At 65.7% G+C, this 23,892-nt stretch carries 20 protein-coding genes, 1 tRNA gene and 1 pseudogene; 12 read left to right on the top strand and 10 right to left on the bottom strand.

The features are described from left to right. Window positions 1-44 precede the first annotated feature (44 nt). On the top strand, window positions 45-1,061 hold the full coding sequence (locus AC1DOQ_RS15470) for an acyltransferase family protein (RefSeq protein WP_477365748.1): 1,017 nt from the start codon (window positions 45-47) through the stop codon (window positions 1,059-1,061). A gap of 125 nt (window positions 1,062-1,186) precedes the next feature. Here the strand turns inward: AC1DOQ_RS15470 and AC1DOQ_RS15465 are convergent. Both AC1DOQ_RS15465 and AC1DOQ_RS15460 read right to left on the bottom strand, forming a co-directional pair. Next, window positions 1,187-2,139, bottom strand: a pseudogene (locus AC1DOQ_RS15465) (reverse transcriptase domain-containing protein); the annotation flags it as partial. A 98-nt stretch (window positions 2,140-2,237) separates the two neighbouring features. Then, a tRNA-Cys gene (locus tag AC1DOQ_RS15460) sits at window positions 2,238-2,308 on the bottom strand. A 125-nt stretch (window positions 2,309-2,433) separates the two neighbouring features. Here AC1DOQ_RS15460 and AC1DOQ_RS15455 point away from each other — a divergent pair. Continuing rightward, on the top strand, window positions 2,434-2,835 hold the full coding sequence (locus AC1DOQ_RS15455; protein WP_477365745.1) for a hypothetical protein: 402 nt from the start codon (window positions 2,434-2,436) through the stop codon (window positions 2,833-2,835). On the opposite strand, the gene AC1DOQ_RS15450 is transcribed toward AC1DOQ_RS15455, so the two are convergent. Both AC1DOQ_RS15450 and AC1DOQ_RS15445 read right to left on the bottom strand, forming a co-directional pair. After that, window positions 2,825-3,079, bottom strand: a complete 255-nt coding sequence (locus tag AC1DOQ_RS15450; protein WP_477365742.1) for a hypothetical protein — start codon at window positions 3,077-3,079, stop codon at window positions 2,825-2,827. The two genes, AC1DOQ_RS15455 and AC1DOQ_RS15450, sit on opposite strands and share 11 nt — an antisense overlap. 57 nt (window positions 3,080-3,136) lie before the next feature. Continuing rightward, the gene (locus AC1DOQ_RS15445) at window positions 3,137-4,024 is read right to left on the bottom strand and encodes a LysR family transcriptional regulator (RefSeq protein ID WP_477365739.1); all 888 of its coding nucleotides are present in this window, start codon (window positions 4,022-4,024) and stop codon (window positions 3,137-3,139) included. Between the two features lie 96 nt (window positions 4,025-4,120). Here AC1DOQ_RS15445 and metE point away from each other — a divergent pair, with 96 nt between their 5' ends. Further along, a complete protein-coding gene (metE, locus tag AC1DOQ_RS15440; RefSeq protein ID WP_477365736.1) occupies window positions 4,121-6,421 on the top strand; it encodes a 5-methyltetrahydropteroyltriglutamate--homocysteine S-methyltransferase in 2,301 nt (766 codons plus the stop codon). Window positions 6,422-6,430: 9 nt separating this feature from the next. On the opposite strand, the gene paeA is transcribed toward metE, so the two are convergent. Continuing rightward, window positions 6,431-7,762, bottom strand: coding sequence for a polyamine export protein PaeA (paeA, locus tag AC1DOQ_RS15435; protein WP_477365733.1), 1,332 nt, complete (start codon window positions 7,760-7,762; stop codon window positions 6,431-6,433). Window positions 7,763-7,826: 64 nt separating this feature from the next. Then, the gene (locus AC1DOQ_RS15430) at window positions 7,827-8,630 is read right to left on the bottom strand and encodes a TOBE domain-containing protein (RefSeq protein ID WP_477365730.1); all 804 of its coding nucleotides are present in this window, start codon (window positions 8,628-8,630) and stop codon (window positions 7,827-7,829) included. An 88-nt stretch (window positions 8,631-8,718) separates the two neighbouring features. Between AC1DOQ_RS15430 and modA the strand changes: the two genes are divergently transcribed. From modA to AC1DOQ_RS15395, 7 genes are all read left to right on the top strand, one after another. Then, window positions 8,719-9,462, top strand: coding sequence for a molybdate ABC transporter substrate-binding protein (modA, locus tag AC1DOQ_RS15425; RefSeq protein ID WP_477365727.1), 744 nt, complete (start codon window positions 8,719-8,721; stop codon window positions 9,460-9,462). Window positions 9,463-9,468: 6 nt separating this feature from the next. Further along, entirely contained in the window at window positions 9,469-10,146 is a 678-nt protein-coding gene (gene modB / locus AC1DOQ_RS15420) for a molybdate ABC transporter permease subunit (protein ID WP_477365724.1), read from the top strand. Next, window positions 10,146-11,222 carry a molybdenum ABC transporter ATP-binding protein gene (gene modC, locus AC1DOQ_RS15415; RefSeq protein WP_477365721.1) on the top strand — a complete coding sequence of 359 codons (1,077 nt, stop codon included), beginning with the start codon at window positions 10,146-10,148 and terminating at the stop codon, window positions 11,220-11,222. Before modB ends, modC begins: the two co-directional genes overlap by 1 nt. 143 nt (window positions 11,223-11,365) lie before the next feature. After that, on the top strand, window positions 11,366-11,929 hold the full coding sequence (locus AC1DOQ_RS15410) for a group I truncated hemoglobin (protein WP_477365718.1): 564 nt from the start codon (window positions 11,366-11,368) through the stop codon (window positions 11,927-11,929). Then, window positions 11,926-12,624, top strand: coding sequence for a hypothetical protein (locus AC1DOQ_RS15405; protein ID WP_477365715.1), 699 nt, complete (start codon window positions 11,926-11,928; stop codon window positions 12,622-12,624). The genes AC1DOQ_RS15410 and AC1DOQ_RS15405 overlap by 4 nt, the downstream gene beginning before the upstream one ends. A 65-nt stretch (window positions 12,625-12,689) precedes the next feature. Then, window positions 12,690-13,274, top strand: coding sequence for a sigma-70 family RNA polymerase sigma factor (locus AC1DOQ_RS15400; protein ID WP_477365712.1), 585 nt, complete (start codon window positions 12,690-12,692; stop codon window positions 13,272-13,274). After that, on the top strand, window positions 13,271-13,966 hold the full coding sequence (locus tag AC1DOQ_RS15395; protein ID WP_477365709.1) for an anti-sigma factor: 696 nt from the start codon (window positions 13,271-13,273) through the stop codon (window positions 13,964-13,966). The genes AC1DOQ_RS15400 and AC1DOQ_RS15395 overlap by 4 nt, the downstream gene beginning before the upstream one ends. 145 nt (window positions 13,967-14,111) lie before the next feature. On the opposite strand, the gene AC1DOQ_RS15390 is transcribed toward AC1DOQ_RS15395, so the two are convergent. Both AC1DOQ_RS15390 and AC1DOQ_RS15385 read right to left on the bottom strand, forming a co-directional pair. Next, window positions 14,112-15,272 carry a DUF418 domain-containing protein gene (locus AC1DOQ_RS15390; protein WP_477365706.1) on the bottom strand — a complete coding sequence of 387 codons (1,161 nt, stop codon included), beginning with the start codon at window positions 15,270-15,272 and terminating at the stop codon, window positions 14,112-14,114. A gap of 56 nt (window positions 15,273-15,328) precedes the next feature. After that, window positions 15,329-20,371, bottom strand: a complete 5,043-nt coding sequence (locus AC1DOQ_RS15385; RefSeq protein ID WP_477365703.1) for a diguanylate cyclase — start codon at window positions 20,369-20,371, stop codon at window positions 15,329-15,331. 147 nt (window positions 20,372-20,518) lie between these two features. Here AC1DOQ_RS15385 and AC1DOQ_RS15380 point away from each other — a divergent pair, with 147 nt between their 5' ends. Then, window positions 20,519-21,724, top strand: coding sequence for an aminotransferase class V-fold PLP-dependent enzyme (locus tag AC1DOQ_RS15380; RefSeq protein WP_477365700.1), 1,206 nt, complete (start codon window positions 20,519-20,521; stop codon window positions 21,722-21,724). Here AC1DOQ_RS15380 and AC1DOQ_RS15375 read toward each other — a convergent pair. Then, window positions 21,718-22,329: an NAD(P)-dependent oxidoreductase gene (locus AC1DOQ_RS15375; RefSeq protein WP_477365696.1), complete on the bottom strand. Its 612-nt coding sequence runs from the start codon at window positions 22,327-22,329 to the stop codon at window positions 21,718-21,720. The two genes, AC1DOQ_RS15380 and AC1DOQ_RS15375, sit on opposite strands and share 7 nt — an antisense overlap. A gap of 113 nt (window positions 22,330-22,442) precedes the next feature. Here AC1DOQ_RS15375 and AC1DOQ_RS15370 point away from each other — a divergent pair, with 113 nt between their 5' ends. After that, entirely contained in the window at window positions 22,443-22,826 is a 384-nt protein-coding gene (locus tag AC1DOQ_RS15370) for a winged helix-turn-helix transcriptional regulator (protein ID WP_477365693.1), read from the top strand. A 103-nt stretch (window positions 22,827-22,929) separates the two neighbouring features. Here AC1DOQ_RS15370 and AC1DOQ_RS15365 read toward each other — a convergent pair whose 3' ends face one another. Beyond that, entirely contained in the window at window positions 22,930-23,697 is a 768-nt protein-coding gene (locus tag AC1DOQ_RS15365) for a PEP-CTERM sorting domain-containing protein (RefSeq protein WP_477365690.1), read from the bottom strand. Window positions 23,698-23,892 lie beyond the last annotated feature (195 nt).

Here is a 23,892-nt window from a genome sequence, read left to right as displayed (position 1 = left end):
TTATTTGCAATTATTATTATAACGGCGAATAAATGGGGACAGAAATGGAAAAAAATATTCCTTATCTTGATGGTTGGCGCGGCACAGCAATCAGCTGCCTGCTCACAGGTCATTTCTTCGCAGTTCCGGGAATAAACTTGGGTTCTGTCGGGGTGGGTCTGTTTTTCGTTCTCTCGGGTCTCTTGATGGCGAATCTTCTTTTCGTCAAGCAAGTAACGTTTGGAACGTTCTATCGAAGGCGGGTTGCACGGGTTTTCCCATCTGTCGCCGTTTACCTTGGCGTCATCATCGCCATTTGGGCCCTTACCGACCAGCCGATCTCGGCTACGGAATTTTTGTCCGCTCTCACGTTCACGAATAACTATTTTGCGGTCGACCGATGGGTGATGCCTCTTGGGCATATTTGGTCGCTTAGTGTCGAAGAGCATTCATATGTCGTTCTTTCGCTCGCCGCATTGTGGTGTCGTATCCATGCGACTCGCGGCACCTCGGCAATTGGACTTATCTTGGCAGTGATCTTGGCTGCCATCGGGGTCTATACACTGATCCCCTTTGCAAAAGTCAGCGGGTACCACCTCCATACTGAGGTAGCGTCGCTGGGTATTTTTGCGGCTGGCTTTATTTTTTTGAGGAGGACCATGGGCAGCGTCCGCTTGACCCGCCATTGGGTTACACCAATCGCGCTAATGATCGGCGTCGCAACCTATTGGTGGTCGGTGCCGTCATGGATACGATTGATTGCCGGCCCTATTGCGTTTGCTGTAGCTATCAACGCCATGGCCCATGCGCCAGACTGGTATCGTTCGATCTTCGAGTTTGCATGGCTGCGCAGGCTCGGAACCTATTCGTTCTCCCTGTATCTGTGGCAACAACCCTTCTATCAGCTCTACCACCACCATGGGATGTCGCCCTTCCTGTGCCTCACCCTGGCGTTGGCTGCTGGGTGGGCAGCTTTCCACCTGGTCGAGCAGCCAGCGCGCCTGTATTTAAATAAGCACTGGGGCGCTAAACCGAGCTTGGTAATCGATCGGGAACCCGGTACCGTCCAAACTGAAATTTAGTCGATATGCAAGCCGTCTAAAGTAAAGGCGTTCGATCGGGGTAGGGACCGCTAGGTTAACTGACGGCTCCCTCCCACACCACCCGGCAGCGGGTCCGTACCGGGCGCTTCGAGAAGTTGAGGTCGTGAAAGCCTTAGCATGCCGAGGCGGTCAAAGTAGGCAATGGTGAGTATGCTGTTGAGCAGACAGCAGCTGTTGCGTTGCCATCTGCGGCTGTTCGCCGCCACTTGACGGGCTACAGCAGCCGGGGCCCTCATGGCCAGCAATTCACGGTAGATTGTCGGTCCGCGCCGCCATTGTTTGAGTCGGATTGTCCGCATCCGATGACGCATCCATTCGTTCAGCGTGTGCTAGACTTTAGGAGTTTGCACCGGTCCGAAGCAGGCTTTCCATCCTAGTATATACGAGGGTAGACCTTCGACTTGCTGTTCGGTACTGCGGCCGCCGGATCGCCGGATCAGTTCCTGGATGCGCTGCTCGAACGTTTCAAACGCCTGACTTACCGCTTTGCGTTTCACCTCGTCTTTCGGAGCTGCCCAGAAGGCATTGCCCAGAAACTTGCGGCCCAACGCGCTGGCGACCGCACTTTTCGATTCATTGATCTTCAAGCGCAGCTTGTCGTAGTTGCGTCGGAGCAGAGCCATCACCCGCTCGCCAGCTTTCCGGCTGCGCACGTACACGTTGCAGTCGTCGGCATAGCGGACAAAACGATGCCCTCGTCGTTCAAGCTCACGATTCACCTCGTCGAGCAGCACATTGACCAATAATGGAGACGGTGGCCCGCCGTGCTGTCCTTCCCATCCTCTCGGCCACCACGCCGCCATCATTGACTCCCGCATTCAGATAGGCACGAACCAGCCGGATCACTCCAGCGTCGTTCACTCGTCTCCTTAGGCGGTCGATCAGGATGTCATGATTGACGCGGTCGAAGAACTTCGGCAGGTCCACGTCCACCACGATGCGGCGGCCTTCCTGCACATACTGTTGTGCAGCGAGCACGGCATCGTGGGCTCGTCGGCTGGGCCGGAACCCCGTAGCTGTGTTCACTGAAAGTGGGATCGATCAGCGGTTGCAGCACTTAGAGCTTGCGGCGGGACTTTCACCTACAAGAATGCGCTCATGCTGAGCGCACAAGAAAAAGCCGACTATCGAGTGGGCTTGGTTATGAATCGGTTCAGGCGAGGACAGGAATCGAACCTGTCTGGGCGGCGTTGCAAGCCGCTGCATAACCTCTTTGCTACCTCGCCGAAGAGAATCCTACGTCCCTGCCCGATGCACTCCATGCGCTGGCTCAAAGCTCGATCATTGCAGCCACCGGTCGGCAGACTGCCGCGCGCAATGGCATACTGGCTGGCCCGACTCCAGGACCACCATGAATACAGATAAACAATTAAGTTTCGAGGAACTGACGCAGCTGGCGGCGGCATCGGCAGCCGTCACCCAGGACTGCACTTGCGCCATCGACTCCTTCCGCGAATGGACGCGCATCCCGGCAGCCTTCCCGGAGCAGCAGGTGCGCGCCGTCGGCACGCTGGTCGAGGATCCCTACGCCGAAGCGAGCTACGACGAATACCATCCGGACAAGACCAACTACTGGTCGGCGGCGGCGCCGGTCGCCTGGCGCCACTATCCCTACAACCGCTGCGGCGTGTTCCAGTGCAGCGTATGCGGACGCTGCTGCCTGAAGTATGTGGAAGCCGGCGGCTACTACGTCGAGCCGCGCATCCGCGCCCTCGATCCGGCACTGCTGGTGGACGCGCCGCTCAGCGCATGAAGGGCCAGGCCAGCACGCGCTTCATGTGCAGCAGCGGGCGCGCGGTCAGGTAGGCGCCCGCCGCAGCGAAGGCCAGCAGGCAGCGCAGGTCGCCCATGACGGCGAGCCAGACGCCGGCGACGGTGACGAAGGACAGCATCACCATCAGCAGCAGCTCGATGCTGAGGAAAAAAGGCGAGGCCTGGCGCCAGGCGCGCAGGACCAGGGCGCCGGCTTCTTTGATGTTCTTGATCTCTTGACTCATGATCATTGGGCCGGCAAGCGGCGGTGGGCAACCGGCGATTATAGAGCAATCCGCCGACTACTGCCCGGTCTGCCGCGCCAGCGCCACGAAGGCGTGCAGGTAATCGGTGTCCCAGTCCGCCTCGCGCGCGCCGAGGTGGATGTGCTTCTGCATGCCATTCTGCCCGAGCCGCAATGTGTGCAGGCGCAGCTGCGGCGCGTAATCGGTCACCAGCCATTTCGGCAGCGCCGTCACGCCGCGGCCGCTGGCCACCATCTGCAGCATGATGTCGGTGGTCTCGATGGTCTTGTGCCGACGCGGCCTGCAGTTGGCCGGCAGCAGGAACATGGTGTAGATGTCGAGGCGGTCGATCGGCACCGGATAGGTGATCAGGGTCTCTTCGACCAGCTGCTCCGGCCTCACCTCTTCCTGCCCGGCCCAGGGATGGTGTTCGTGCACCACCAGCACCTGCTCGTAGCCGAACACCGGCTCGAAGCGCAGGCCCGGACGCAGCACCGGATCGGGTGTGACCACCAGGTCGATCTCGTAGCCCAGCAAGGCCGCGATGCCGCCGAACTGGAACTTCTGCTTGACGTCGACGTCGACCAGCGGCCACGCTTCCAGATAAGGCGTCACCACTTTCAGCAGCCACTGGTAGCAGGGATGGCACTCCATGCCGATGCGCAGCGTGCCGCGCTCTCCTTGCGCGAACTGGGCCAGCTGCTGCTCCGCCAGCACCAGCTGCGGCAGCAGGCGCTGGGCCACCGCCAGCAGGTAGTCGCCGGCCTGGGTCAGGCGCAGCGAGCGGCCTTCGCGGATCCAGATCTCGGTGCCGGCATGCTGCTCCAGCTTGCGCATGCTGTGGCTCAGCGCCGACTGGGTCAGGTGCAGCACCTCGGCGGCGGCCGTGACCGATCCCCGGCGTTTCACTTCGAGGAGGATTTCCAGATGGGCGCGCTCGAGCATATATGAATGAAATCGATGGATACGTGAAAAATGACCATTTTACTTCATGACTAAGCGCCAATAACATGAATTAAATAAATCATTCATGGAGTTGGCATGACCACCATTCATAATCTGGGATTCCCGCGCATCGGCGCCAAGCGCGAGCTGAAATTCGCGCTAGAGGCCTACTGGAAGGGCCAATCCTCGCGCGAGACGCTCGAGCAACTGGGTGCCGGACTGCGCGCGCGCCACTGGCAAGACCAGGACGGTCTCGACCTCGTGCCGGTGGGCGATTTCTCCTTCTACGACCAGGTGCTCGACATGAGCTTCACCCTCGGCAACCTGCCCGAGCGCGTGCAGGGCTTCCACGGCGACGCGCTCGACAACTACTTCCGCGTGGCGCGCGGCCGCTCGGCGCAATCGGCGCAGTCGGCCGAGGAGCATGCCGGCTGCTGCTGCGGGGTCGCGGCCGGCGAGATGACCAAGTGGTTCGACACCAACTACCACTACATCGTGCCGGAGTTCTCGGCCGCGACCGAATTCAGGCTGGACGCCTCGCGCCTGCTCGCCCAGTTGGCGGAAGCCAGGGCCCAGGGCGTGAAGGCCAAGCCGGTGATCCTCGGTCCCGTCAGTTATCTGGCGCTGGGCAAGGCGAAGGATGGCGCCGACAAGCTGGCCCTGCTGCCGGCACTCCTCGGCGTCTACGCCCAACTGCTGTGCGCCCTCGCCGAACAGGGCGTGACATGGGTACAGGTGGACGAACCGATCCTGGTGACGGAGCTCGACGCCGACTGGCAGCACGCCTTCAATACCGCCTACCACCACCTCAAGGCCTGCCCGGTCAAGCTGCTGCTGGCGACCTACTTCGGCCAGTTGCAGGAAAACCTCTACCTGGCCGCCAACCTGCCGGTGGCCGGCCTGCACGTCGACGCCATCCGCGGCCGCGAGGACGTCCGTCCGCTGCTAAATCTCCTGCCCAACCACAAGGTGCTGTCGCTGGGCGTGATCGACGGCCGCAATATCTGGAAGACCGACCTGAACGCGCTGCTGGACTGGCTGGAGCCGATTGCAAGCAGCCTGGGCGAGCGCCTGTGGATCGCACCTTCCTGCTCGCTGCTGCACGTGCCGGTGGACCTGGGCAGCGAACGGAAGCTCGATGCGGAGATCAAGTCGTGGCTCGCCTTCGCCCTGCAGAAGCTCGACGAGTTGCGGGTGCTGGCCCAGGCCCTGCGCGGCGGCCGCGAGTCCGTGAAGGAGGCGCTGGCGGACAATGCCGCCGCCCTGGCCGCGCGCCGCGCTTCGCCGCGCGTGAACGATCCGGTGGTGCGGGCCGCGGTCAAGGCGGTCGATCCCGCCGTCGGCTGCCGCGACAGCGCCTACGCCGAACGGGCCGCGCTGCAGGCCGCCCTGCTCCGCCTGCCGGCCTACCCGACCACCACCATCGGCTCCTTCCCGCAGACGCCTGAGATCCGCCAGGCGCGCAGCAGCCACAAGGCCGGCCTGCTGGACGATGCCGGCTACCGGGCGGCGATGCGCGCCGAGATCGAGCGCAGCGTGCGCGAACAGGAAGCCCTCGGCCTGGACGTGCTGGTGCACGGCGAGGCCGAGCGCAACGACATGGTCGAGTACTTCGGCGAGCAGCTCGACGGCTACGCCTTCAGCCAGTACGGCTGGGTCCAGTCCTACGGTTCGCGCTGCGTCAAGCCGCCCATCCTGTTCGGCGACATCAAGCGCCCGCGCGCGATGACGGTCGACTGGATCGCCTACGCCCAGTCGCTGACGGACAAGCCGATGAAGGGCATGCTGACCGGCCCGGTGACCATCCTGAACTGGTCCTTCGTGCGCGACGACCAGCCGCGCGCCGAGTCCTGCCGCCAGCTGGCGCTGGCGATCCGCGCGGAAGTGCTGGACCTGGAGCGGGCCGGTGTGCGCGTGATCCAGATCGACGAAGCCGCCCTGCGCGAAGGCCTGCCGCTGCGCCGCGCGCAATGGCAGGACTACCTGGACTGGGCGATCGAGTCCTTCCGCATCGCCGCCAACGGCGTGCGGGACACGACCCAGATCCACACCCATATGTGCTATTCGGAGTTCAACGACATCATCGCGGCGATCGCCGGCATGGATGCGGACGTGATCACCATCGAGACCTCGCGCTCCAGCATGGAGCTGCTGGACGCCTTCGATCACTTCCGCTATCCGAACGAGATCGGCCCGGGCGTCTACGACATCCACTCGCCGAACATCCCGACCACCGAACACATCGTGCAGCTGATGAAGAAGGCGGCCGAGCGCATTCCGGCCGAGCGCCTGTGGGTCAATCCGGATTGCGGCCTGAAGACGCGCCAGTGGGCCGAGGTGATCCCGGCGCTGAGCAATATGGTGGCCGCGGCCAGGGAACTGCGCGCCGCGGCGTAACAGGTCCGTTCAGTCGCTGTTGGAAGCGGCGAAGGCCGAAGCAGCCTCCCCGCGCCCGACCCGCTTCACCAGCAGCTGGTCGACGCGGTAATGGTCGACGTCCAGCACCTCGAAGCGCATGCCCTCGTATTCCACGCTGTCGGTGGGCTTGGGCACCTTGCGCAGCATGTACATCATGAAGCCGGCCGCGGTTTCGTAGTGCTCTTCCTCGGGCAGGGCTTCGATCTCGAGCACCCGCTTCATGTCCGCCACCGGCGTGCTGCCGTCGATCAGCCAGGAGCCGTCCTCGCGCTGCAGGGCCTGCTGGTTGGCTTCCATCGGGCTGCCCCACTTGCCCATCACCGTCACCATGATGTCGCTGAGGGTGATCACGCCGACCACCAGCGCGTACTCGTTGATCACCACCGCGAAGGTCTCCTTGGTGGCGCGGAAGCGGTCCAGCAGCTCGGACAGGGTCAGGGTATCGGGAATCATCAGCACCGTGCGGATGCTCGATTCGTTCAGCTGGAAGCCGGTACGCTTGTTCAGCAGGCTCACCAGGATGTCGCGCGTGTCGACGTAGCCGATCACATGGTCGATCACGCCGTCGCAGACGGGGAATTTCGACAGCGCGTGGGTCGCGATCTTCTGGCGGATGCTGTCTTCCGGTTCGCTCAGGTTGAAGAACACCACGTTCTCGCGGGTCGTCATGGTGGACGTCACCGCGCGCGACTCCAGCTCGAAGACGTTCTCGATGAAGTGCTGTTCCTGCTTCTGCAGCACGCCGGCCTGGGCGCCCGCTTCCACCACCGCCGAGATCTCGTCGAAGGTGATGCGGTCTTCGCGCGTGGTGTCGACGCCGAAGACGCGGAACAGCATGTTCGCGACCTTGTTCAGCGCCCACGAGAAGGGCTTGAAGAAGCGGATGATGAACAGGACCGGGCGAATGACCGCCATCGCCGTGCTCTCCGGCGCGATCATCGCCAGGCGCTTGGGCATCAGGTCGGCGAACAGCACGAACAGGGTCGTGACGAACACGAAGGACAGGGCGAAGGCCACGTTCTCGCGTCCCGGTCCCATGTAGACGACCGACAGCCAGTCGAGGAAGAAGGGTCGCAGCGCCCCCTCGCCGAGGATACCGCCGAGGATGGCGATCGCATTCAGGCCGATCTGCGAGGCCGCGAAGAAGTCGGCCGACTGCGCCTGCAGCGACATGACCTTCTGGGCGCGCTCGTCGCCCGCCTCCGCCAGCAGCTTGAGTTTGATTTTGCGTGCGCCGGCCAGCGAGATCTCCGTCAGGGACAGGAAGCCGGCGGCAAGCACCAGTACGGCCAGCAAGGCCAAATGTTCGAACAAATTCATGGGACACCCGGGACTTTGTTATCACTCTAGCATATGCCCGGGCCGGGACGGCCAGCTCGGTGGGCTAGCCGACCGTGCCCACGATCACGCTCGAGGCCTTGAACATCGCCATCGCCGCCGATCCTTCCGCCAGTTCGAGCGATTCCGCGCTGTCGTTGGTGATCACCGCCGCCACCGTGCCGCCGCCCGGCAGGTCCAGCACCACCTCGGTGTTCACCGCCCCCGGGGTCAGGCGGGAGATCGTCCCCTGCAGGCGGTTGCGGGCCGAGAAGCGCGCGCCATCCGCTTGCGTCACCAGGATCACCGAGGACGACTTGATGAGGGCGAAGGCCTGGCGGCCCGGCTGCAGGCCCAGCGTCTCGGTGCTCTCGCGGGTGACGATGGCGACCAGCTTGTGGCCGCCGGCGATGTCGAGTTCGATCTCGTCGTTGACGGCGCCCGGCTTGACGCCGGTGACGGTGCCGAAGAACTGGTTGCGTGCGCTGGTCTTCATGTTCAGCCTGCTGATCAGGTTCAGGTCGTCGGCCACGCCGGCCGCCTGGCGGTTGAGTTGTTCGACAAAATCGCGGTGCACTTGTTCGAGCCGGCGGAAGTTCTTCACCAGCTGTTCGCCGCGTGCGGTCAGGCGGGTGCCGCCGCCGCCCTTGCCGCCGGTCTGGCGTTCGACCAGGGCTTCGCCGGCCAGGTTGTTCATGGCGTCGATGGCGTCCCAGGCCGCCTTGTAGCTCATCCTGATGGCCTTGGCGGCCTGGCTGATCGATCCGGTCTCGGCCACCTTGGCCAGCAGGTCGACCCGGCCGGGGCCGCCGAAGTTCTCGCCGCCCACCGTCATCCACACCATGCCCTGCAATGCAAATTCCTTGTCCATCGCTCCTCCGGATCCAGCCGGCACGATAACAGATGCCAGGATGAAAATTACGCTATATACTAGAAAATATAACGCTTCGGAGCCATCGATGAAACGACTTGCCGGCCTGCTGGCCACCTTATTGACGACCGCCGGCGCCCATGCCGGCGAGGTGCAGGTGGCCGTCGCCGCGAATTTCACCGCGCCCATGCAGAAGATCGCCGGCGCCTTCGCCCAGGACACCGGCCACAAGGCGGTGCTGGCCTTCGGCGCCACCGGCAAGTTCTATGCGCAGATCACCAACGGCGCGCCGTTCGAGGTCCTGCTGGCAGCCGACGACGACACCCCGGCGAAACTCGAGGCCGAAAAGCAGGCCGTGCCCGGCACCCGCTTCACCTACGCCACCGGCAAGCTGGTGCTGTGGTCGGCCAGGGAAGGCTATGTCGACAGCCAGGGCAAGGTGCTGCAGGACGGGCACTTCGCCCACCTGTCGATCGCCAATCCCAAGGCCGCCCCCTACGGCGCCGCCGCGGTCGAAACGCTCACCAGGCTGAACCTCTACCAGCGCCTGCAGCCCAGGATTGTCCAGGGCGAAAACATCTCCCAGGCCCACCAGTTCGTCAGCACCGGTAACGCGGAACTCGGTTTCGTCGCCCTGTCCCAGGTGTCGCGCGACGGCAGGTTCACGTCCGGCTCGGGCTGGATCGTCCCCGAGTCCATGCACAGCCCGATCCGCCAGGACGCCGTCATCCTGCTCAAGGGCGCCGCCAATCCGGCCGCCAGGGCCCTCGCCGACTATCTCAAATCCGACAAGGCCAAGGCCATCATCCGCGCCTACGGCTACGACATCTGACGCCGGATGGACGCCGCCGACCTCGCCGCCATCTGGCTGACCCTGAAGCTCGCCACCGTCGTCACCCTGCTGCTGCTGGTGCTCGGCACGCCCGTCGCCTGGTGGCTGGCGCGCACCCGCTCGTGCCTGAAGAATGCGGTGGTGGCGGTGGTGGCGCTGCCGCTGGTGCTGCCGCCCACCGTGATCGGCTTCTACCTCCTGATCGTGATGGGGCCGAACGGCTTCCTCGGCAAGCTCACCAGCGCGCTCGGCCTGGGACTGCTGCCCTTCACCTTCACGGGCCTGGTGCTGGCCTCGGTGCTGTATTCGATGCCCTTCGTGGTGCAGCCGCTGCAGAATGCCTTCGAGGCGATCGGCGAGCGTCCGCTGGAAGTGGCGGCGACCCTGCGCGCCAGTCCCTGGGACAGCTTCTGGAGCGTGGCGGTGCCGCTGGCGCGTCCCGGTTTCCTGACCGCGGCCGTGCTGGGCTTCGCGCACACGGTGGGCGAATTCGGCGTCGTGCTCATGATCGGCGGGAACATCCCCGACCGCACGCGCGTGGTCTCGGTGCAGATCTACGACCACGTCGAAGCGCTCGAATACTCGCAGGCGCACTGGCTGTCGGCCGCCATGCTGGCGTTCAGCTTCGCGGTGCTGCTGGCCCTGTACACCTTCAATCCGCCATCGCTGAAGGGACGCCGCTAATGGATGGCATACGTTTGCGCCTGAACCTCAAGCGCGATGCCTTCGCGCTCGATGTCGACCTAGACCTGCCGGACCGTGGCATCACGGCCCTGTTCGGCCCCTCGGGCTCGGGCAAGACCACCTGCCTGCGCGCCATCGCGGGCCTGGAGCGCACGCCGGGCGGCTATGTGGCGGTGGGCGGCGAGGTCTGGCAGGACGAGGCGGCCGGCATCTTCGTCCCGGTGCACAGGCGCGCCCTCGGCGTGGTGTTCCAGGAAGCCAGCCTGTTCGCCCACCTGAGCGTGCGCGCCAACCTGGAATTCGGCCGCAAGCGGGTGCCGCCGGCCGAACGCCGCTTCGAACCGGAAGCGGTGGCCGCCCTGCTCGGCATCGACCAGCTGCTCGAGCGCCGCCCGGACCGCCTGTCCGGCGGCGAGCGCCAGCGCGTGGCGATCGCGCGCGCCCTGCTGGCCTCCCCTCGCCTGCTGCTGATGGACGAGCCGCTGGCCGCCCTCGACTTGCGCCGCAAGCAGGAGATCCTGCCCTACCTGGAACGCCTGCACGACGAGCTGTCGGTGCCGATCGTCTACGTCAGCCACGCACCGGACGAGGTGGCGCGCCTGGCCGACCACCTGGTGCTGCTGGATGCCGGCAAGGTGGTCGCCAGCGGCCCGCTGGGCCCGACCCTGGCGCGCGCCGACCTGCCCCCCAGCTTTGCCGACGATGCCGGCGTGGTGCTCGACACCGTCCTCGAAGGCCACGAGGACGACGCCCTGTCGCGCCTGGCCTTCGCCGGCGGCGTGCTGCGCGTCGGCCGCCGCCATGAAGCGATCGGCAGCCGCCTGCGCTGCCGCATCCATGCGCGCGACGTCAGCCTGGCGCTGTCGCGCCCCCTTGACTCGAGCATCGTCAACCTGCTGCCGGCCGTGGTGACGGCGACCACGGCCACCGATACGCCCGGCCACGTGCTGGTGCAGCTGCGGATGGGCGAAACGCCGCTGCTGGCGCGCATCACCGAGCGTTCGCGGCGCGAGCTGGACATCGCCGCCGGGCGCGCGCTGTGGGTGCAGATCAAGGGCGTGGCGCTGCTGCGCTAAAAAATTTGGCGTCGCATTGAATCCAAAACCGAATCCGCGACGTATATGGGTCAAAGCGCCTGACGGCTGAAGAGCGACGCTCGGAGCTGCAGCGCTTCCACGCGGGGACCATTCCCCGGATCGACCACTTTCTGGAGACCCATATGAAGCGCACCCTCTTCCTGTCCTCGGCATGCCTGTGCGCCGTCTTGTCCGCCTGCGGCGGCGGCAATGACGACAAGCCGATGGCACAATTCCCTCAGAACAATGACATCTGGCTGGCCCTGGGCGGCGACGCCAAGGCCCCGGCGGCGGTCGGCAAGGTCGTCGACGACGCCGTCGCCGGCCTGCTCGCCGATCCGAAGGAAGCGCCCTATTTCGCCGTCGTCGGCAAACCGGGCCACGACTCGCCCGACCGCCTGAAAGCCTGCCTGCGCCTGCAGTTCAACGCCGTACTCGGCGGCCCCTACTCCTATCCCGGCCCCGTCACCGCGGACGGCAGCACCCAGACCTGCGAAGACATGGTCACGGCCCACAAGGACCTCGGCATTCCCGGCTGCGTGTTCGACCAGTTCATCGTCGACCTGGCAGCGGTCATGAAACAGGATGGCGTGCCGGACGCTTACATCAACCGGGTGGCGCCGACCCTGGTCGGACTGAAGGGAGCGATCGTTTCCAGCGCGCCGGTCTACCTTGGCCCGAATACCGCGGCCAACTGCCAGTCATGAACACGCTCGGCCGTCCCCTCAGGCTGGGCGCCGGCATCGGCGCTGCCGTGCTGCTGGCGCTCGGCGCGATCGGCTGGATGCACACGCCTTCCGGCCTGCGCTTCCTCGCCGCCGCCGGCGTTCCCTGCCCGGTGAACACGGTGACGCCGGAACGGGTCGGGCGATTGCGCAGCGTCGGATTGGCCTCGATCCGCGGCGGCGCACCGGCACCGGTTCGTCCGGCGCCGGCGGGCATGCAGCTCGACCGGACCACCGAAGCCGAGGCCCTGGCCCTGCTCGGGCGCGCGCATGCGCAATGCGAGGCGCAAGTGCGCGGCTACCGCCACCTGCGCTGCCGCGGCATCGATGCCGATGCGCTGGCGCTGGACGGGCCGCCGGTCAGCGAACTATGGCTGAGCTTCGGCCCGGCCGGCCGCCTGGTCGGCGTCGACGTCTACCGGCGCGGCATGGATGCCGCCTCGCTGCGCACGGTATGGTCGTCGGCCGCCGCCCGCCTGCGCAGCGCCCTCGGCGCGCCCACCGTGACGCTGGGCGATCCGGCGCCGGAAGCGCTGGCCGCGCTGCCGATCCAGACCGCCCGGCTGCAATACCGCTATGCGGACTATCTCGCGACCGTGACGGCTTCCCACCTGCCACAGAGCGGCCTGTCGGTACGCGAGCAGTACCTGTCCGCGAAGGAGGACACTATCAATTGATGAATTTGACGCAAGCCTGAGATGAAACGCTACAATGGTTTCATAACTTCAATCACAAGGCCGCCGTGAGCAGGGAATTCGACGAAAACGAGGATCTGCGCCGGCTGCTTGCCGCGGTGGCGCTCGGGGACAGGAAGGCCTTCCGCACGCTGTACGACGCGACGTCGGCCAGGCTGTTCGGCTTTGCCCTGCGCATCCTGAGGAAGGATGAGCTGGCGGAAGAAGCGCTGCAGGACGCCTTCGTGTCGATCTGGCACGCGGCTTCGAGCTACCAGCTGCATCTGTCGGCGCCGCTGACCTGGATGGCGGCCATCGTGCGCAACAAGGCCCTGGACGCTCATCGCCGCCTGCGGGCCAGCGGGGAAACCGCTTTCGCGCCGGGCGACTGCGACCCCGTCGAAGCGCTGCAGGACAGCGCCGCCGGACCGCAGGAACGCGCCCAGCTCTCGCGCGAAGCGCTGGCGCTGGCCGCCTGCATGGAAAGGCTGGCCGGCCGCCAGCGCCAGGCGATCGGCATGGCCTACCTGCACGAGCTGTCGCACAGCGAAGTGGCGGCCCGGCTCAGTCTTCCTCTCGGCACCGTGAAGACCTGGATCCGCCGCGGTCTCGATCGCCTGCGCGCCTGTTTGACGAAGGGAGAGACTGCATGAACATCCGGGACAACGCCGTGCTGCGGGAAAGGCTGGCGGCCGAATACGCGCTCGGCACCCTGCGCGGTCCGGCACGGCGCCGCTTCGAGACCTGGCTGTGCGGCGACGCCGCCCTGCGCGCCGCCGTCTCCAGCTGGCAGGGACGGCTGGCCGCGATGGCGGAGATGGGCCGGCCGGTCGCGCCGCCGGCACGCGTCTGGAGCGGCATCGAACGCCGCCTGCAGCTGTCGCCGGCGCCGTGGTGGCGGTTCTGGCGCGTGGACGCGGCAAGGCCCTGGGCCGGGCTGGCTTTCTTCGCCAGCGCCGCCGCCGTCGTCCTGGCCGTGCTGCTGGCCGGGCGCGGCGAAGCGCCGCTGCCGCGGCAGGTCGCGGCCCTCGCCGACGCGCAGGCGCGCACCGCCCTCGTCGTCACCGCGGATCCGGCACACCGGCGCCTGCACGTCCAGGTCGCACAAGACGTACGCGTACCGGACGACCGTACCCTGCAGCTGTGGGCGATTGCCCGCGACGGCAAGCCGCGCTCGCTCGGCATCCTGCCCGACAACCGCAGCGCCGAGCTGGCGCTCGACCAGCGCGCCATCGGTCCGGACGTGATGCTGCTGGCGATCAGCCTGGAGCCGAAAGGCGGTTCGCCGAACCCGGATGCGCCGACCGGACCGGTGCTGTACAAGGGAGGCTGGACGCGGCTTTGAACTGCTGGGGCGGGCGGCGTGTCAGGTTCGAGACAAATGTGCTTGGGCCATGGCGTCGGTCCGGCTGCCGGCATGGACAGCGCAATAATGGTTGGGCTGTGGTCGTCGCCGTCCGTTTTCGGGTCCCATTACGGACCTGGAGACCTTATTGCTTCATTGCTTGCAGCCGACCATACATCAGCGTGCGCCAACACCATTCAATCGGACCAAACCGAAAATGACACAGCCAGAACTTGCTCAGATGCACCTGTGTCAAGTACACGGCAATGCCTAAAGCGAACACTGGCGCCGGGCGCAAGCCGCCGAACTGGCCGAGACCATAGCCAAAAAACACGAAGCCGAAAATGAGCGACTGGGCAATATAGTTAGTAAAAGCCATACGACCGATTGCGGTGAATATGCGCAGGAAGGCACGGGCGGGCGTAAATTCAACCGCGTACAAAACGACCGCGGCAAACGCCAGGGAAAGACAGACAGGCGTCAGATTCGAAAGTATTTCCGACGCGTTCGCAAGGGTGAGGGCAACGCCGATAGTCCCGAGTAAGCATCCCAGGCCGAGTATTTTCGCCTTGTGTTCCGCGGGCCTGGAGAATACTCCGCTGCGCCAGGCCAGCATCCCGAGGGCGAACAATCCCAGGGTTCGGGGAAAAATGTAGACGTGCAGGGGTAACAAGGCAGGAAGCTCATGCAGGCTGAATCGCAGCACCTGAGACCAATGCCCGGCACGATAAAGCTCGTTCGCCTGCTCAACATGGTTTGTCATCCAGGCCAGGGCCGGCCAGGCGACGGGAACGGGAAGTGCTGGTAGCGCAAGATACAGAGCAAGCAGCGCAGCTGCAGTCAATCCTAAAACCATGCGCGACGCGTATAACAGCGGCAACACGACTAGCCCCGCCACAGCATATTCGGTCAGGATGTCGCCATTCCAGATCAGCAGCAGATGAATCAGGCCGAATGAGAGCAGAACAGCCAGCCGTCGCGTCAGCCAGTAGAGCGGCCTTCCCGTATTGGACAGGCGCTCGAACTGCATCGCCAGCCCGACGCCAAACAGGAAAGAGAACAACGCAAAGGCCTTGAGTTCCAAGGCGTAGTGTACGAACTGGATAACGGCACGATTGATCAGGTCCGGTTCGCTCGGCCGCGTCAAGAATTGCTCGAAGATCGAAACCCGAAACTCGGTGACGAGATTGACTGTAAGGACACCGAATAGTGCGAGTCCGCGCATAATGTCAATTGAATCCAAGCGCCGATGATTGACAGTAGCAGCTGGAGCCGGATTCAGGTCGCTGATGTCATCTTCTTTCATTCAGTGCCACTCGCATCGATTGCAATGACGACGAGACCAGGTTTTGTAAGACACGGTCATTCACTGAGCACCACGCAATTCCGCCCAGCCGCCTTGGCGCGGTACAGCGCCGCATCGGCCAGCCGCATCAAGGTATCCGGGCCTCCTGCTTCCCGCCCCGGCTGGACCGCGATGCCGACGCTGATCGTCACCTGGCCCGCGGCCGCGCCCGCGTGGTCGAGGCGCAGGGATTCGATCGCCGCGCGCAGCGCTTCGCCGATGTCGCGCGCTTCGTCCGCGCCGGTGTTGGGCAGCACGATCGAAAACTCTTCGCCGCCGTAGCGCGCGGTCAGGTCGCCCGCGCGCCGGGTACCGGCGGCCAGCGCATGCGCGACCCGCACCAGGCAGGCGTCGCCGGCCTGGTGGCCGTAGCGGTCGTTGAATTTCTTGAAGTGGTCGACGTCGAGCATGACGACGGCCAGCGGCTGGCCGAGACGGGCCACGCGCGCGCATTCGGCGCGCAGCACTTCGTCGAAATGGCGGCGGTTGGCGAGGCCGGTCAAGCCGTCGGTGATGGACAGCGTCGCCAGCTTGCGGTTGGCTTCCTCCAGCTGGGCGGTGCGTTCGGCCACGCGCTGTTCGAGGCTGTCGTGCAGCCTGGCGCTGGCGATCGAGATCATCGCCTGGGCGCCGAGCATGCGCAGGAATTCCACGCGCTCCTCGGTGAAGGAGGCCTCGGCCAGGCGGTTCTCGAAATACAGCACGCCGTCGATGCGGCCGCCGTGGCGGATCGGCAGGCACATCACGGCGCGCGGCTGCAGGCGCTGCACGTAGGGGTCGGCGGCAAAGCGCGAGGCCCCTGCGATATTGTCTTCGATGACTTCCTGGCCGCTGCGGATCACGTAGCGCAGCACCGACAGCGGGAACTGCGGATCGGCGGCGGCGTCCAGGTCGATCGGGCGCGACTGCAGCACCGTGACGCCTTCGCCATCCTTCTCCTCGTCGATGCTGGCTTCCAGCCGGCAGACGCCGTCGGTCAGCAGCAGCAGGCGTGCCACCTGGCCGCCGGAATTCTCCAGCACGATGGAGAGCAGGCGCTGAAGCACATTGCGCAACCCGACCTCGTTCGACAGGATCCGGGTCGCCTTCAGCAGCGAGACCAGGTCGAGGGCGCTGGCGCCGTTGGCGTGGGCCTGCGTGTGGGTACCGGCATGCGGGAGCGTGCTACGTCCGTCCACCTTCGACAGCAGGCTGCCGTGACGGGCGCGCAGCTGTGCGATCTTGCCCTCGGCGCCCCACTGGCCGTAACGCGCGATGGCATCCCGGATGAAGACCGCGGCCACGCGCGGCTGCCCCTGCTCCAGCCAGCATTCGCCGCACAATTCGTTCGCCAGCGCCTGTACGTTGACGTAGCCGGCCAGGCCGGCGGCGTCGATCGCCTGCTGGTAGCAGCGGGTGGCCAGCGGCAGGTCCTGGCGCAGGCGCGCCAGCTCGGCCTGCACCAGCAGGTCTTTCGCGCCGAGGCTCTCCGCGCCGATGCCGGCCCAGCGGGCGAGGCTGGAGCGCAGTGTCTCGATCCGCTCCAGCAGCTCACCCGCATCCGGCCGCGCCGGCTCGCGGCGCAAGGCGCGGATCAGGATCAGCACCGTGTAAAAGGTCGATTCCGGCACCTTGGCCTGGCCGCGCATGATGGCGGTGACGATGCCGAGCTGGCCGGCCAGCGCCTCGGCATCGGCGGCGTCGAACAGGTAGGCGTTGCGGATCTTCCCCTGCAGGAAATAGGCGTGGTAGAGGCGCGAGGCGCCGTACTGCTCGAGGAAGCGCGCCTCGCTGAAGCCTGCGTCGTCGTAGCTGTCGCTGCGCGCCGTCAGGCCCATCAGGGATTTGATCGGCTGGAGGGCGCCGGCGGCGCAGCAGTCGGCCATCGCCTGCTGGCCGTTGGCGCGCATCAGTTCCAGGTCACGCTCGATGGCCTGCATCAGGTCCGGCAGGTAGTCGCCGAGGACGAGCCTGTCGGTCGCGCGCACGGCCGCGACCACACCGACCTGCACGAAATCGCCGATCTCCAGCGCCCAGCCGAAGGCTTCCTCGTACAGGGCGTCGGAACTGCGCAGCGGCCGTGTCCAGTGATTGATCATGGCGGCAAACATCAGGGCGGTCTGGATGCGGATCTGTGGGTTGGTGCGGCTCCTGGACAGCGCCAGCGCCATCGCGCCGAAACGGTAGCTGCGCTCGTAGTCGCCGGTCTGCAGTGTCAAATGCATGGCGTAGGCGACGTAGCCAGCGGCGCTGAAATCGCTGTTCCCCTGCTGTATGGAGAGGTGTGTCATCACCAGTGGCATCAGCCCGCTTACACCCTGGTCTCCCGCGTAATAGGCGGCCATCCACAGGCCGTGCATCATCTGCAGCGCCGCCACCGCATGCGGATCGTCCATCTCATCGGCCGCCAGCAGATCCTCGGGGTCGCGTGCGCCAAGCAGCCGTCCGATGTCGGCCAGGAGTTCGTCGGACCGCGCCTTCTGCTGCCCGGCGTGCCGCGGAATGTCGACGCCCAGCAGCGCCAAGCCGTCGCGCAGCACGGCAATGGCATCCTGCAGGCGGCCCTGCAACTGGTACTGGTGGGCCTGGACGGCAATGCAGCGCACCTGCTCGAGCGGCGTGCGGCTGTGCGCGCGCACCAGCGGGTAGATCGCCTCGGCGGCGTCGAATTGGCCGCACAGGTAACAGGCTTCGGCGGCGCCGAGCTGGAGGTCGAGCCAGAGGCCGGCGTGCTGTTGCCAGGCATCCGCCGGCAGCAGCTCGAGGCCGATGCGCATGTGCTCCAGCGTGGCCTGGAAGGCGGCGGAACGGCGCGCCCTGGCGCCGGCACGCAGGTTCAGCCCGGCCAGCTGCAGGCGCTCGGCGGCGTCCGGGATCAAGCCGCGGCCGGCATTCAGCTGCTCGACGATCTCGAACAGTTTGCCGTCCTGCCGCTCGGGCGCCGTGTCCCGCAGCAGCAGCAGGCGGCCGATGCGCAGGTGGTTGGCGCCGCGCGCGCCGGCGTCGAGCAGCTGGTAGGCCGCCTGCTGCACGCGGTCGTGCTGGAAGCGGTAGCCGATGCCGCTGCTGCCGCCGGCCGCGGGGCCGGCATCGGCAAAGAGGTATTTGTAGCGTTCGTCGAGCGGCTGGATCAGTCCCGCATCGAGCGCCGGCCACAAGTCCTTTTGCGTGCGCCAGGCGGCGCGTTCGACCACCAGGGCGAGCGTGTCGAGCGTGAAGCGGTTGCCGATCGAGGCGGCCAGCTGCAGCAGGTGCTGGGTGGCCGGCGGCAGGCGGCGGATCTTGTCGAGCAGCAGATCGACCACGTTGTCAGTGTATGCGGCCTGCTCGATCGCGGCCAGGTCCCAGTCCCAGCAATCGTCCGCCGCGCGGTAGCGCAGGTGGCCGGCCTCATGGATCGAGCCCAGGAACTGGTTGAGGAAGAAGGGATTGCCGGCGGTCTTGCGGAAGCACAGCCGGCTGAGCGGCGTACAGTCGGCGAGCGGCACCCTCACGGTGGCCGAGACGATGCGCGCCACCTGCTGCTCGGTCAGGGGCCCCAGCACCAGGGTCGTCACCTTGACGCCCTCCGCGAGCAGCTTGTCGCGCAGCCCGACCAGCGGACGGGTGGCTTCGGCTTCGTTGTCGCGGTAGGCGCCGATGACCAGCAGGTGGCGCGAGCGCATGAACAGCTCGACCATCCGCAAGGTCGGCGCGTCGGCCCATTGCAGGTCGTCGAGGAACAGCACCAGCGGATGGGCGGCATCGGCGAATACCTGGGCAAAACGCGGGAATACCCGGCTCAGGCGGAGCTGGGCCTGTTCCGGCGCCAGCAGGGGCACCGCTTCCACCGCACCGACGATCAGTGCCAGCTGGGGGATCAGTTCGGTCATCACGCCAAGCCCGCTGCCCAGGGCCTCACGCAGCTTGTCCGCCCATTGCCGCAGCACGTCGTCGGGCTCGGCGAGCAGCTGGCGCACCAGGCCCTGGAAGGCCTGGATCAGCGAAGCGTAAGGGAGGTCGCGCTGGAACTGGTCGAATTTACCGGACAGGAAGCAGCCGCGCCGGGCGACGATCGGCTTCTGCACTTCGTTCACCACCGCCGACTTGCCGATGCCGGAATAGCCGGCCACCAGCAGCATCTCGCTGCCGCCTTCGGCGCTGCGTTCGAAGGCCGCCAGCAGCGCGGCGATCGCCTTCTCGCGTCCATGCAGGGTCTGCGGCACCAGGAAGCGGCCGTCGTGGCCGGACAGCCGGAGCGGCTGCGCCGGTGTGGCCTGCCCTGCGCGGCAGGCTTCGAGGTCGCGGCGCAGGCCCTCCACACCCTGGTAGCGCTGGTCGGCGTTCTTTTCCAGCAGGCGCTGGACGATCGCCAGCAGCGCACCCGGCACGCCACCCAGCGCCGGGTTCAGCCAGTCCGGGCTGCGCGCGATGTGGCAATGCACCAGCTCCATGCCGTCGCGCGCATCGAAGGGCGGCTGGCCGGCCAGCAGTTCGTAGAAAGTGGCGCCGAGCGCATAGAAGTCGGCGCGGTAGTCGACCCGCCGGTTCATGCGCCCGGTCTGCTCCGGCGCCATGTAGCGCAGCGTGCCTTCCAGCGCATGCGGATGGACGATGCCCTGGCTTTCCTGCGGCAGCTCGCAGGCGATGCCGAAGTCGATCAACTGCAGCAGGCGCCGTTCGGCATTCCACACCAGGTTGGAGGGATTGATGTCCTTGTGGATCACGCCCTGGCGGTGGACCTCTTCCAGCGCCCCGCACAGCTGCAGCGCGATCTCGAAGAAGTCGTCCAGCGCGAGGATGCCCTGGGGCTGGGCGCGCAGGAACTTGTCCAAGGCGAGGCCGCCGGCATCTTCCTGGATCATGGTCCAGCGCCCGCCATGCAGCTCCAGCGCGAGCGGACGCACCACGCCCGGATGGCGGCAGCGGCGCGCGATCGCGTACTCACGCTTGAACTGGGCCAGCTGCTGGAAGGACGGGAACTGCTGGTTCGGCTGCTTGACGATCAGCGCCGTTCCATCACGCGCGCGGGCACGATAGACCAGCGAGCGGGTACTGTCGTGCAGCTGTTCGATGATCTCGTGGTCGAAAAGGGCGCTCATGGGATGAACTTGCAGTGTGGCAAATATTATATCAGCATGCCGCCGCCGGAACCCGTCGAAAATCCGATATCGATGCTCATAATCGGTCGTTTGCTTTCGTCGCGGACGCGGTTAAGGTGGGCTTCCCCATCATTGAACCATACCGCCATGACCGACACACTCTCGCCCAGCCGCACGGCGGCATCCTGTCGCAGCGCTGCCGACCTTCCGGCGCCGGCGGCGCTTCCCGTTTACCTGGACTATGCGGCAACGACGCCCGTCGATCCGCGAGTCGCGCAGAAAATGCTGGTCTACATGACCGAAAAATTCGGCAACCCGGCGAGCAGCTCCCACGCTTTCGGCATCGAGGGCGCTGGCGCGGTGCAGCGGGCGCGCGCCCAGGTCGCGGCCCTGATCGGCGCGGCCGCCGGCGACATCGTCTGGACCTCCGGCGCCACCGAATCGAACAACCTCGCCCTGAAAGGCGCGGCCCATGCGAACCGTGCAAAAGGGCGGCACCTGGTCACGGTGACGACCGAGCACAAGGCCGTGCTGGACACCATGCGCCGGCTGGAGAGCGAAGGCTACGACGTCACTTACCTGCAGCCGCAGCCGAACGGCCTGCTCGACCCGGCCGCCTTCGAAGCGGCGCTGCGGCCCGACACCATCCTGGCCTCGGTCATGATGGTCAATAACGAGATCGGCGTCATCCAGCCGATCGGCGAACTGGGACGCATCTGCCGCGCCCGCGGCGTCCTGCTGCACGTGGACGCAGCGCAGGCGGCCGGCAAGGTCGCGATCGACGTCGGCCGCCTGCAGGTCGACCTGCTGTCGCTGAGCGCCCACAAGGTCTACGGTCCCAAGGGCATCGGCGCCCTGTATGTGCGCAGCGATCCGCGGGTGCGCCTGGAAGCGCAGATGGATGGCGGCGGGCACGAGAAGGGCCTGCGTTCCGGCACCCTGCCCAGCCACCAGATCGTGGGGATGGGCGAGGCCTTCGAGCTGGCGCGCCTGGACATGGCGAACGAATCCGCGCGCATCGGCGCGCTGCGGGAGCGCCTGCGCAGCGGGCTCGCCGCCCTGCCCGGCGTCCGCTTCAACGGCGACATGGAACAGCGTATTCCGCACAACCTGAACATCAGTTTCAGCGGCGCCGGGGCCGATGCCCTGACGGACAAGCTGCCGGGGATCGCGGTGTCGGCCGGTTCCGCCTGCAACTCGGCCAGCGCCGCCCCCTCCCACGTCTTGCGCGCGCTCGGCCTGAGCGAGGCGCTGGCCCGCGGCGCGATGCGCATCACCCTGGGCCGCTACACCGGCGCCGCCGACGTCGACTATCTGCTGCTGCAACTCCGGCTGGCGCTGCGCCTTCAGTAACCGACGGTGAAGCGCTGGCGCGAATGGGCCGGCTTCTCGAGTTCGTCGACCATCGCGATGGCGAAGTCCTCGTAGGAGATCGAGCTGCCTTTTTCGCCCGTCAGCAGTTCGTCCTTGCCGAGCCGGAAGCGGCCCGTGCGTTCGCCGGGCACGAACATCGCCGACGGCGACAGAAAGGTCCAGTCCAGGTCCTGGACCTGCCGCAGGGCGTCGAGGAAAGCGGCGCCGCGCGTCGCCTCGGCCTTGTAGGCTTCCGGGAAATCCGGCTGGTCGAGCAGGCGCTTGCCGGGTGCCACCAGCAGGCTCGCGGCACCACCCACCACGAGGTAGCGCGGCACGCCGGCGCTGCGTACCGCCGCCAGCAGGACGTCGGGGTCGCTGTCCAGGAAGCGCACCGCGCTGATCACGGCATCGTGTCCGCGCAGTACGGCGGCGAGGCCGGCTTCGTCATTGATGTCCGCACGCGCGGCGCTGACACCAGGGCGCGCCGCGACCTTGGCGGGATCGCGGCCGATGGCGGTGACCTGGTGGCCGCGTGAAACGAGTTCGTCGAGCAGGCGGGAACCGACGTTGCCGGTGGCGCCGATGAGGGCAATACGTGCCATACAAAATTCTCCGTGTAGACCACGCGCCATCCTATGCTAGGCTGTCGTCCTTTACAAGAAGTCACCGCGGCGTGATCTGGTCAGTGCGGCCTGACCATGCCGGACCGATTCCCATGCGCGACACACCGATTTCCCATCCCTGCCTGGACGCCGACAGCGCGGACGGCTGCCCGATCCGCGACATCCTCGACCGCATCGGCGACCAGTGGACGCTGCTGGTCCTGCATTCCCTCGATGGCGGCACCCTGCGCTTCAATGAACTGATGCGTGCGATCGGCGACGTGTCGAAGCAGATGCTGTCGACCACGCTCAAGCGCCTCGAGGAAGACGGCTTCGTGCTGCGGACCGTGTATCCGGAAGTGCCGCCGCGGGTCGAATACGAACTCACGCCGCTCGCGCGTTCCTTCATGGTGCCGATGCGCGGCCTGGTGGAATGGGCCAACCGGCATCACGAAACGATTCGCGACGCCAGGCGCCAGTACCGCCTGCCTGGGTGAGTGATGATCGCCGGGTGCCCGGCCGGGATGGATGGACGAAAAAAAGCCCAGGCGCCGCTTCAAGTCTTGCCGAAGCGAACGCCCGAGCGCCGATCCGCCTGGTTTACTTCTTTGCGTTGAAGCGGCGGCGCATTGCGCCGAAGGCCATCGCGCCTACGCCCAGCAGGGCCAGCGAACCCGGTTCCGGCACCTCGTTGGGGCGCCTGAAGGCGCCGACGGACACGGTTTCCGGGGTCGCTTCGGTCGTGCCGTACGCGAACTGGATACCGCCGCCAACAATGCATTCGTGCAGGGTCTTGCAGAAGCCTGCCGCATCCGCAGCCTGGGCCTTGTCCAGAATGAAGCGGTTCAAGCCGGCCTGACCGGTACCGCCGGAATCGCCGAGCACCAGGGGCCCTCCCTCGTAGTTATAGTATCGCGTCGTACCGTCCGTCGTGTTGTACAGGCTGAGAAAGAGATTGGTCAGCGTTGCCGTGTTGCCCGGTCCGCCTTCGCTGACGTTCACTACGAAGCCTAGTTGGCCTGCGCTGGTAAGACCGGTGATGCTATCGAGGTAATAGGTACTGTTACCTGCGTTCCCGGAATGGTTATCGCCACCTTCGGGGGCAGTCGGCATTATCAGATCTGCTGCCGTCGGGCAAGTTTCCGCCGGAGTGGCCGGATTGCCTCCGGTATAGGTCACGCAACCAGACTCGATGCCGTTATCCTTTCCCCCTTTGTTATTGTCCTGGACCGTCACCACTGTGTTAACCGCTCCTAGACCAGTACCTGAATTCTGCACGCCATTGACATAAACCAGGCTTGCGAATGACGGTGCCGCGCCTGTCAAAACTGCCGTTGCCATTGCGATTTTCAGAACTTTAGATTTCATCATTTTCTCCCCAGAAGTTACTTTGTTTACGTCTAGAAAGCCCAAGTAATACAAATGTTAGTTACAGCAAAATGCATTCCAGCTCAAATTAATTCTTTAGAATCAATGGCTTAACTGAACATTAATTGTAACCTTAAGGAAATATATAAAATATACCGAAAGTTTCCACGCCGCCAGCTTTAGCTCGATCATAAA

It is taken from the genome of Massilia sp. 01N417, assembly GCF_056399645.1.
This window is presented reverse-complemented; position numbering and strand designations above follow the sequence as displayed.